The sequence below is a fragment of the Longimicrobiaceae bacterium genome, from assembly GCA_035936415.1.
Taxonomy (GTDB): Bacteria; Gemmatimonadota; Gemmatimonadetes; order Longimicrobiales; family Longimicrobiaceae; genus JAFAYN01.
Genome location: DASYWD010000262.1, coordinates 1 through 9455 on the forward strand (window position 1 = coordinate 1; position 9455 = coordinate 9455).

Sequence of the window (9455 nt, forward strand, 5' to 3'; positions counted from 1 at the left end):
CGCCAGGGCCAGCAGGTTGAGCGCCGCGAGCGCCGGGGAGGCGCGCCAGGCGAGCGCCGCCGCGAAGAAGAGGGCGGGGAGGGCCATCCAGCGCCCCTCCCCCTCCAGCGGCGTGCCGGTGCGGCGCGCCAGGAGCACCGCCGCCCCCAGGAGCGCCGCCACCCAGACGAGGGCGTTGATCCCCAGCCCAGCCCCGTCGAACAGCGCGTTCCCCAGCACGCCCAGCGCCAGCGCCGCGCCCAGCAGGAGGAGCGACGCCCGGGTGCGCTCCCCCACCTCCCAGGCGGGGAGCGGCCGGTCCAGCGTCTCCGCGCGCGGGGTCATCGCGCACCTGCCGGGTGAGTGGTTGAGCCCTGTTTATGCACGCGAGGGCCTGATCGGCGCGCCCGCCGTGGCGCCGCCGGTGCCGGTCTTCCCGTCATGGTCCCGACCTCCGTTCCCGAGGTGAGAATGGGGGCGCGCCGCCTGGCGCGCCCCGTCCGCCGTCTACCCCGTGGGCTGCAGCACCCGCCCGAAGCGGCGCTCCCGCCCGGCGAAGTCCCGCACCGCGGCGCGCAGGTCCGCGGGCGTGAAGTCCGGCCACATCTTGGGCGTGAAGAACAGCTCCGCGTACGCGCACTCCCAGAGGAGGAAGTCGCTCAGGCGCTGCTCGCCCCCGGTGCGGATCAGGAGGTCCACGTCCGGGGCGCCCCCGGGAGAGTGGATCTCCTCCGCGATGGCGGCGGCGAACTCGTCGCGGGTGGGCTCGGCGCCGCCGCCCAGGCGCGCGGCGGCGCGGAGGATGGCGTCGCGCGCCGAGTAGTCCAGCGCCACCCGGAAGTGCATCCCCCGCCCGCCGGCGGTGGTCCGCTCCGCCGTCTCCACCGTGGTGAGCAGCTCCGGGCCCAGCCGGTCGCGCCGGCCGATGATGCTGAGCCGCACCCCGTTCTCCACGCAGCGCTTCGTCTCCGCCACCAGGTACGCCCGGAAGAGCCGCATCAGCGCCGTGACCTCGCGCCCCGGGCGCTGCCAGTTGTCGGAAGAGAAGGCGTACACGGTCAGCGTGCCGATCCCCATCTCCCGCGCCGCCTCGACGATCCGGCGCACCGTGCGGGCGCCGGTCCGGTGCCCCGCCGCCCGCGGCCACCCCCGCGCGCTGGCCCAGCGCCCGTTGCCGTCCATGATGATCGCCACGTGCATCCCCGACACGTCCGCGGAAAAAGAGCTTTGTCTCATAAAGCGCAAGGGCGTAAAAAATCCGTTTCAGCGGTCGCGCACGGCATGGATCAGCGCTTCCATGTGGTCCAGGTACAGCTCCAGGGCGCGGCGCCCCTCCGCCGTGAGGCGGTACTCGGTGCGCGGCACCCGTCCCTCGAACGACTTGCTGCACGCCACGTATCCGGCCTCCTCCAGCCGGCGCGCGTGCACGCTCAGGTTGCCGTCGGTGAGACCCAGCATGTCCTTGAGCGCATTGAAGGTCAGCGTCTGGTTCACCGCCAGCGCGCTGACGATCCCCAGCCGCACCCGCTCGTGGATGAGCCGGTCCAGCTCCGGGGCGTCCGCGGCGCCGCCCCCAGCGATGCTGCGGAGGCCGAAGTCCTCGCCCCCGCCGGGCGCCTGCTTGGCCTTACCCACCGTACCTCCAGGCGATGACCGATCCGAACAGCAGGTGGAGCCCGCCGAACCCGAGCGCCATGGTGGCGTTCCCCCAGGCGGCGGGAGTGAAGAGCGCCGCCGTCCCCAGCGCCATGAAGCACATCCCCATCACGGGGACGATGCGCACCGAGAAGGCCCCCGCCGTCACCACGCCGGTGCCGAAGAGGAGGAGCCAGGTCCCCGGGAGCGCCGCGGCCAGCCCGGCCTCGTACAGGAAGACGGTGAGCAGCGCCCCCGCAACCAGCGGCGGCGCCAGGCTCAACGCGAACTTGCGCCCGGGCCCGGAGAGGAGCGGCATCCGGGCCGCCCGCGCCTTGCGGGCCGTGGTCCACCCGGCGATCCCCAGCGAGAAGAGCGCCTCCGCCCACCACACGCCCAGCCAGGCCTCCGGCGTGTGCTGGCGCGAGGCGACCCACGCCGCGGCGACGGCGGTGAAGCCCACCACCACCATCCCCCACCCGGAGACGGCGGTGAAGCTCCCGGCGCGCTCCATGGTCTCCCGGATGAAGCGCAGGTTGTCCATCGCCCTGGCGTGCAGGTCGAGGGGCTCTTCGTCCGGGGCGGATCGGATGGGGTGTACGGTAGCCATGAGGAGAGGATAGCGCGGGGTCGTCCGCGTGTCAAGTACTTTGCGATGCAAAGTTGAGGTGCGCCCGGTCCGGCGCCCTTCCCGCCCCTTGTGAGGCCGGGGGGGGCGCTCCATCTTCTCCGGGGGCCCCTCGTTGCGGCTTCCGTCCGCCGCACGCGCCATTCCACGCCAGACCACGCCCGCCATGCCCCTGCTGATCGGTGTCCCCAAGGAAACCGCGCCGCTGGAGCGCCGCGTCGCGCTCGTCCCGGACGTGGTCGGCCGCCTGGTGAAGGACGGCGCGCAGGTGGTGGTGGAGCGCGGCGCGGGGGAGGCCGCCTTCTTCCCCGACGGATCGTACGAGGAGGCGGGGGCCCATCTCGTGGCGCGCCCGGAGGCGTACGACGTGGACGTGCAGGCGCGGGTGCAGCCCCCGTCGGAGGAGGAGCTCCCGCTGCTGCGCTCCGGGAGCGTGCTGGTGGGCTTCCTCCGCCCGCTGGACGACCCGCAGGGGGTGGCGCGGCTGGCCGCGGCCGGGGTGACGGCGCTCAGCATGGAGATGGTGCCGCGCACCACCCGCGCCCAGAAGATGGACGCCCTGTCGGCCATGGGCACCATCGCCGGGTACCGGGCCGTGCTCCTGGGGGCGGAGGCGCTCCCCCGCTTCTTCCCGCTGCTGACCACCGCCGCGGGGACGATCCGCCCGGCCAAGGTGCTGGTCCTGGGCGCCGGGGTGGCGGGGCTCCAGGCCATCGCCACGGCGCGGCGGCTGGGCGCCGTGGTCTCCGCGTACGACGTGCGGGCCGCCGCGCGCGAGCAGGTGGAGAGCGTGGGCGGCCGCTTCGTGGAGCTGCAGCTGGAGACGGGCGACGCCGAGACCGCGGGCGGCTACGCGCGCGCCCTGGACGAGGAGCGGCAGCGCCGCCAGACGGAGCTGCTGGTGCCCCACGTGGGCGCGGCGGACGTGGTGGTGACCACCGCGCTGGTGCCCGGGATGCGGGCGCCGCTCCTGGTGACGGAGGAGGCGGTGCTCGCCATGGCGCCGGGGTCGGTGGTGGTGGACGTGGCCGCGCCAAACGGGGGGAACTGCGCCGCCACGCGCCCGGGCGAGACGGTGCTGACCGGGAACGGGGTGCGGGTGCTGGGGGCGCTGAACCTCCCCGCGGAGATGCCGATGCACGCCAGCCAGATGTACTCGCGCACGGTGGCGGCCATGATCGGCGAGTTCGTGAAGGAGGGGACGTTCACCCCCGACTTCGAGGACGAGATCTTCCGCGGGGCCTGCGTGGCGCACGGCGGCGAGGTGGCGAACGAGCGGGTCCGCGGCCTCCTTCAGCCCGCCTGAGCCATGCCGAGCGACCTCACCCTCCCCGCCGCGGACGGCTTCCCGCTCGCCGCGACGCGCTTCGACCCGGCGGGCGACCCCGGGCGCGTGGTGCTGGTGGCGCCCGCCACCGGGGTGCGCCGGAAGCTGTACCGCCCGCTGGCGGAGTTCCTGGCCGGGGAGGGCTTCGCCGTGCTCACCTGGGACTGGCGGGGGACGGGCGGGAGCCGCCCGCCGAGCCTGCGCGGCTTCCGCGCGACCATGCGCGACTGGGCGGAGCGCGACCTGGCCGGGGCCATCGACCACGCGGCGGAGCGGTGGCCGGGGGCGTCGCTCTTCGCGCTGGGGCACAGCTTCGGAGGGCAGGCGATCGGGCTCGCCCCGAACGCGCCCCGGCTGCGCGCCCTGGTGACGGTGGCGGCGCAGAGCGGGTGGTGGGGGCACTGGCCGGCGTCGACGAAGCTCGCCTACGCGGCGCTCTGGAAGGTGGTGATGCCGCTCACCACGCGCGCCCTGGGCCGCTTCCCCATGCGGCGCCTGGGGATGGGCGAGGACCTCCCCGCCGGCGTGGCCCTGGAGTGGGCGCGCTGGTGCAGCCGCCCGGAGTACCTGGGCGACTGGAGCGGTCACGCGGCGCTCACCCTCCCCATCCTGGCCTTCAGCTTCGCGGACGACCCCTTCGCGCCGCGCGCGGCCGTGGAGGCGCTGCACGCCCGCTACGGGAGCCGCGCGCTCACGCGGCGGCACGTGGCCCCCGCCGAGGTCGGCGCCAAGCGCATCGGCCACTTCGGCTTCTTCCGCCCCGGGGTGGCGCCCGGCCTCTGGCGCGAGGCGGCGGACTGGATGTCCGCGCGCTGAGCCCTCCCCGGCTCGTCCCTTCCCCTTCTCCCCTCCCCCGACATGAAGCGCTACCTCCTCACCCTCGGCCTGGGCGTCCTCCTGGGCGCCGTCCTCCTCGTCGGCGTCCTGGTGGCGCGCGCTTTCGGCTTCACCTCGCGGCAGGTGCCGGCGGAGCCCGCGGCGCCGTTCGCGACCGACACCGCGGCGGCGGCGGAGCGGCTGGCCGGGGCGTTGCGCATCCCCACGATCTCCTTCTCCGACACCCTGGCCGCGGACGGGCCGGAGTGGGCGCAGATGCACGCGTACCTGGAGCGGAGCTTCCCTCGCGTGCACGCCGCGCTCCGCCGCGAGACGGTGGGGCGGCACGCACTGCTCTTCACCTGGCCGGGCACGGACCCTTCGCTCCCTCCCGTGCTGCTCGCGGGGCACATGGACGTGGTCCCGGTGGAGCCGGGCACGGAGGCGGCCTGGACGCATGGGCCCTTCGCCGGGGAGGTGGCGGACGGGTTCGTCTGGGGGCGCGGGGCTATCGACGACAAGTCCGGCGTGCTCGGGATCCTGGAGGCGGTGGAGGGGCTCATGGCGGAGGGGTTCCGGCCGCGGCGCACCGTGCTGCTGGCCTTCGGGGCGGACGAGGAGGTGGGCGGGCGCGAGGGCGCCGCGCGGATCGCGGCGCTGCTGCGCGCGCGGGGCGTGCGGCCGGAGTGGGTCGTGGACGAGGGCGGGGCCGTCTTCCAGGGGATGATGCCGGGGCTCGAGGCCCCGGTGGCGCTCGTGGGGGTGGCGGAGAAGGGGTTCGTCTCGGTGGAGCTGGTGGCGCGCGGCGGGGGCGGGCACTCCTCCATGCCCCCGCGGCAGACGGCAGTGGGGATCCTGGCGCGGGCCGTCTCGCGGCTGGAGGAGAACCCGCTCCCGAGCGGGATCCGCGGCGCGACCGGGCTGCTCTTCGACTACGCGGGGCCGGAGATGCCCTTCGGGATGCGGCTGCTGTTCGCCAACCGCTGGCTCTTCGGCCCGCTGGTGGAGCGGCAGCTCGCGGCCAAGCCGGCCACCGACGCGACGCTCCGCACCACCACGGCGGCCACCGTGTTCCAGGGCGGGACCAAGGACAACGTGCTCCCCTCCCAGGCGCGCGCCGTCGTCAACTTCCGCATCCTCCCCGGCGACAGCATCGCCGGGGTGCTGGAGCACGTCCGCCGCACGGTGGACGACCCGCGGGTGGAGGTGCGGGCGAAGGGCTTCGCCAGCGAGCCGTCGCCGGTGTCCAGCACCGAGTCGGCCGGGTGGAAGGTGCTGCAGCGGAGCATCCGGCAGACCTTCCCGGACGCGGTGGTAGCGCCGTACCTGGTGGTGGGCGCCACGGACGCGCGCTACTACGCGGGGCTGAGCGAGAGTGTGTACCGCTTCCTCCCGGTGCGGCTCACCGCCGCGGACCTGGCGCGGATGCACGGGACGGACGAGCGGGTGGGGGTGGCGGACTACGCGACGGCGGTGCGCTTCTACGCGCAGCTGCTGCGGAACGGGGCGGGGTGAGGCGGGCGGGTGGTGCGAGTCCTGCCGGTGCCCCCGCGCGCCGGGCATCCGGCAGGACCCATCCAGCGGCGGGGGCGTGCGCGTGGTGAAAGGACGGAAGCAGCTGATCCGCGACTTCCGGGCGGGGCAGTACCTGGATCTGTTTCTGGTCTCGGCGGTCTCGGCCATCCTGGGGATCCGCCTCTTCCTCCACCTCGCGGGCTACCCGCAGGTGGGCGGCGAGTCGCTCCACATCGCGCACATGCTGTGGGGCGGGCTGCTCATGTGCGCGGCGCTCATCCTCCTCCTCTCCTACCTGGGGCAGCGCAGCCACCAGGTCGCGGCGCTCCTGGGCGGGGTAGGGTTCGGCACCTTCATCGACGAGGTCGGGAAGTTCGTCACGCAGGACAACGACTACTTCTACCAGCCGGCCGTCGCGCTCATCTACGTCTCCTTCGTGCTCGTCTACCTGGCGACGCGCTCCATCCACCAGAGGCGGCCCACGCCGGACGAGTACCTGGTCAACGCGCTGCAGGAGCTGGACAACGTCGCCTTCGACGACCTGGACCACGAGGAGCGGGAGCGCACGCTGCTCTACCTGGAGCACGCCCGGCCGGACGACCCGCTGGCGCGGGCCATCCGGGAGCTGCTGCACCGCACGGAGCCCATCCCCACGCCGGACCCGCACCCGCTGCGCCGCGTCCGCGACGCGGCGGCCTCGCTCTACCGCTGGGTCGGGAGCCGCCCGTGGTTCCCGCGCGCCCTGGTCGCCTTCTTCCTGGCGCAGCTGGCGCTCAAGGGCGCCCAGGTGATGGCGACGCTCTTCTGGCCGGAGTGGAGAGTGCGGCTTTCGCTCGCGCTGCCGCCGGTGCGCAGGATCGTGGAAGGGTTCACGCTGGTGGACTGGGCGCAGATCGCCTCCGCGCTGCTCTCCGCCGTCTTCGTGGGGCTGGGGATCTACGCCCTGCGCACGTCGCGGCTGCGGGCGCTCCGCATGTTCCAGCGCTCCATCCTGGTGTCCATCTTCATCACGCAGGTGTTCATGTTCTACCAGGACCAGTGGGCGGCGCTGGTGGGGCTGGTGTTCAACCTGTTCGTGCTGGCGGCGCTGAACTTCGCCATCGAGCAGGAGAAGCTGCGGGCGGCGGCGCGGGAGCACGCGGCATCGCACGCGGACGCCTGAGGCTCCGCGCCCACGCGAGCCGGTGGCGAGTCACCCCGCGCGCCTCCGCACCGCCGCGACGATCATCTCCGCCAGGGCGGTGCGGTGCATCGCCCGCAGGTCCACCTCTTCCTCTGCGACCAGATCGTGTGCCCGCACGACATCGCACAGGTGGCCCTCGTCCAGCGCGCCCAGCTCCTCCCGGAGCACCTCCTCACCCTGGGCGTACACCGCGAAGGGGTCCAGCACCGCGTCCGGGCGGACCCGGCTCGGTGCGGCGGTGCGCCCGGCCTCCACGGGGGCCGGCCGGTCGTAGGCGGGGCGGGCCGCGACCGTTCGCGGGGCCAGGTCGGGCGTCTGCGGGTGCAGGGCGCGCTGCAGCGCGCCCTCCAGGTACGCCATGGTCAGGCCGGTGGCCCAGTACTCGAGGTCCGTCCGGTTGGGCTGCGTCGTCTCGCGCGGGGTGCGCAGCGCGGGGCCTCCGTCCTGCGGGTCGAACTCGATCCATCCCTCCCACAGGCGGTCCTCCGTCTCGCGTCCGCAGACCCGCGCGACGTACGCCCGGCCCTCCGCGTCGGAGACGGTGGCATCGAACCGTACCAGGACCTCGGCCATCGGCGCACCCTCCCCCAGGTTCACGGCGGCAGCGGAGCGTCTACACGGCCGCAAGTCGCCGGCCAGCCCGCAGGCCGGGCGGGGCCCGCGTCGAGTCCGGGGCTTCCGTTCCCGCTCGCAGCGTCGTAGAGTCGGGCAGCGCAGAGTTTGCCCAGCGGATACCGGGAGGCGGTACGGTGAAGTACAGGCTGGTGATCTTCGATTTCGACGGCACCCTCGCCGATTCCTTCCCCTGGTTCGTGCGGGTGGTGAACTCCGTGGCGGACCGCTACCGCTTCCGGCGGATCGAGGAGGGCGAGATCGAGGTGCTGCGGGGCTACGGCGCCCGGAGGCTGATGCGGCACCTCGCCGTTCCCGCCTGGAAGCTGCCCCTGATCGTCCGGCACATGCGGATCCTGAAGTCGCGGGACGTCCGCGAGATCCCGCTCTTCCCCGGGGTGAACGGCCTGCTGCGTGAGCTGGCCGAGCGGGGCGTGGAGCTGGCGCTGGTGACCTCCAACTCGTACGAGAACGCCGTGCGGATCCTGGGTCCCGAGAACGCGGCGCGGTTCCGGTACTGGGAGTGCGGCGCGTCGGTCTTCGGGAAGCGCGCGCGGTTCCGGAGGGTGCTGCGGCGGAGCGGCGTCCCGCGCGGCGAGGCCCTCTGCATCGGCGACGAGATCCGCGACCTGGAGGCGGCGCGCGCGGAGGGGATCCCCTTCGGCGCCGTTGCCTGGGGCTACACCCGCGCGGACGCGCTGCGGGCGCACGCCCCGGCGGAGTCGTTCGAGACCGTGGGCGACATCGTGGCGACGGTCGGCTGAGGCACCGCGCCCGAGGGCTTCTCCCGCCTCCGGGCGCGCGCTAGATTCGCCCGCTCCCGCCCCGGTCGCGCGGCCGGGGGAGCCCGCCCCCGGAGCGACGTGCCATGAGCTATGCCCTCGGCGCCCTTCTCGAGCTGCTGGACCTGGAGCCGCTGGAGCACAACATCTACCGAGGGCAGAACCGCGACATCGGCTCGGGGCGCGCATACGGCGGGCAGGTGCTGGCCCAGGCGCTGGTGGCGGCGCGCCGCACGGTGGAGGAGGAGCGGGTGGCGCACTCGCTGCACGGCTACTTCATCCTCCCCGGCGACGTCCAGGCCCCCATCGTCTACTTCGTGGACCGGCTCCGCGACGGGAAGAGCTTCACCACACGCCAGGTCACGGCTATCCAGCACGGGCGCGCCATCTTCAACATGTCGGCCTCGTTCCAGGTGGTGGAGGACGACGGGCCGGACCACCAGGTGGAGATGCCGGAGGTGCCCCCGCCGGAGGAGCTCGCCCGCGAGCTGGACCTGATCCGCGCCGTGGCCGACCGCATCCCCGAGCGGCTGCGCGCCGTCTACACGCAGGACCGGCCCATCGACTTCCGCCCGGTGCACCCGCTGGACCCCTTCCAGCCGGAGCCGCGCGCCCCCGCCCGGCACGTCTGGTTCCGGGCCGACGGCGAGATCCCGGACGACACCCTCTCGCACCAGGCGGTGCTCGCCTACGCCTCGGACTACGGGCTGCTGGGGACGGCGCTCCTCCCGCACGGCCTCACCTTCCAGATGCGGAAGCTGCAGGCCGCCTCGCTCGACCACGCGCTCTGGTTCCACCGCCCCTTCCGCGCGAACGACTGGCTCCTGTACTCCACCGACGCCCCCAGCGCCTCCGGGGCGCGCGGCTTCACCCGCGGGAGTATCTTCACCCGCGACGGCCGGCTGGTGGCCTCGGTGGCGCAGGAGGGGCTGCTCCGCCTCCGCGAGGGGTGAGACCGGTCCGGGGGCGGGGCGGATC

Annotated in this window: 11 protein-coding genes; 6 read left to right on the top strand and 5 right to left on the bottom strand. The window is 74.3% G+C overall.

The features are described from left to right. The 4 genes from VGR37_10525 to VGR37_10540 all read right to left on the bottom strand — a co-directional run. Window positions 1-324: hypothetical protein (locus VGR37_10525; protein ID HEV2147826.1), on the bottom strand; the 324-nt coding region annotated here is incomplete at its 3' end. A 162-nt stretch (window positions 325-486) separates the two neighbouring features. Then, a complete protein-coding gene (locus VGR37_10530) occupies window positions 487-1215 on the bottom strand; it encodes a di-trans,poly-cis-decaprenylcistransferase (GenBank protein ID HEV2147827.1) in 729 nt (242 codons plus the stop codon). 27 nt (window positions 1216-1242) lie between these two features. Next, complete coding sequence (locus VGR37_10535; protein ID HEV2147828.1) at window positions 1243-1614, bottom strand: transcriptional regulator; 372 nt, start codon at window positions 1612-1614, stop codon at window positions 1243-1245. Further along, window positions 1607-2224 carry a hypothetical protein gene (locus tag VGR37_10540; GenBank protein HEV2147829.1) on the bottom strand — a complete coding sequence of 206 codons (618 nt, stop codon included), beginning with the start codon at window positions 2222-2224 and terminating at the stop codon, window positions 1607-1609. Before VGR37_10540 ends, VGR37_10535 begins: the two co-directional genes overlap by 8 nt. Window positions 2225-2408: 184 nt before the next feature. On the opposite strand from VGR37_10540, the gene VGR37_10545 reads away from it, so the two are divergent. From VGR37_10545 to VGR37_10560, 4 genes are all read left to right on the top strand, one after another. Beyond that, entirely contained in the window at window positions 2409-3548 is a 1140-nt protein-coding gene (locus tag VGR37_10545; GenBank protein HEV2147830.1) for a Re/Si-specific NAD(P)(+) transhydrogenase subunit alpha, read from the top strand. Between the two features lie 3 nt (window positions 3549-3551). Continuing rightward, window positions 3552-4385: an alpha/beta fold hydrolase gene (locus VGR37_10550; GenBank protein ID HEV2147831.1), complete on the top strand. Its 834-nt coding sequence runs from the start codon at window positions 3552-3554 to the stop codon at window positions 4383-4385. Between the two features lie 42 nt (window positions 4386-4427). After that, entirely contained in the window at window positions 4428-5900 is a 1473-nt protein-coding gene (locus VGR37_10555; protein ID HEV2147832.1) for a M20 family peptidase, read from the top strand. An 85-nt stretch (window positions 5901-5985) separates the two neighbouring features. Beyond that, window positions 5986-7062: a hypothetical protein gene (locus tag VGR37_10560; GenBank protein HEV2147833.1), complete on the top strand. Its 1077-nt coding sequence runs from the start codon at window positions 5986-5988 to the stop codon at window positions 7060-7062. Window positions 7063-7092: 30 nt separating this feature from the next. On the opposite strand, the gene VGR37_10565 is transcribed toward VGR37_10560, so the two are convergent. Then, window positions 7093-7656, bottom strand: a complete 564-nt coding sequence (locus VGR37_10565; GenBank protein ID HEV2147834.1) for a hypothetical protein — start codon at window positions 7654-7656, stop codon at window positions 7093-7095. A gap of 176 nt (window positions 7657-7832) precedes the next feature. Between VGR37_10565 and VGR37_10570 the strand changes: the two genes are divergently transcribed. Beyond that, window positions 7833-8459 carry an HAD hydrolase-like protein gene (locus VGR37_10570; protein ID HEV2147835.1) on the top strand — a complete coding sequence of 209 codons (627 nt, stop codon included), beginning with the start codon at window positions 7833-7835 and terminating at the stop codon, window positions 8457-8459. Window positions 8460-8563: 104 nt separating this feature from the next. After that, complete coding sequence (gene tesB / locus VGR37_10575; protein ID HEV2147836.1) at window positions 8564-9430, top strand: acyl-CoA thioesterase II; 867 nt, start codon at window positions 8564-8566, stop codon at window positions 9428-9430. Window positions 9431-9455: the final 25 nt, after the last annotated feature.

Coding starts and splice junctions, on each gene's coding strand:
- VGR37_10555 (HEV2147832.1), top strand. CDS start 4,428: ATGAAGCGCTACCTCCTCACCCTCGGCCTGGGCGTCCTCCTGGGCGCC.
- VGR37_10565 (HEV2147834.1), bottom strand. CDS start 7,656: ATGGCCGAGGTCCTGGTACGGTTCGATGCCACCGTCTCCGACGCGGAG.
- VGR37_10540 (HEV2147829.1), bottom strand. CDS start 2,224: ATGGCTACCGTACACCCCATCCGATCCGCCCCGGACGAAGAGCCCCTC.
- tesB (HEV2147836.1), top strand. CDS start 8,564: ATGAGCTATGCCCTCGGCGCCCTTCTCGAGCTGCTGGACCTGGAGCCG.
- VGR37_10545 (HEV2147830.1), top strand. CDS start 2,409: ATGCCCCTGCTGATCGGTGTCCCCAAGGAAACCGCGCCGCTGGAGCGC.
- VGR37_10530 (HEV2147827.1), bottom strand. CDS start 1,215: ATGAGACAAAGCTCTTTTTCCGCGGACGTGTCGGGGATGCACGTGGCG.
- VGR37_10550 (HEV2147831.1), top strand. CDS start 3,552: ATGCCGAGCGACCTCACCCTCCCCGCCGCGGACGGCTTCCCGCTCGCC.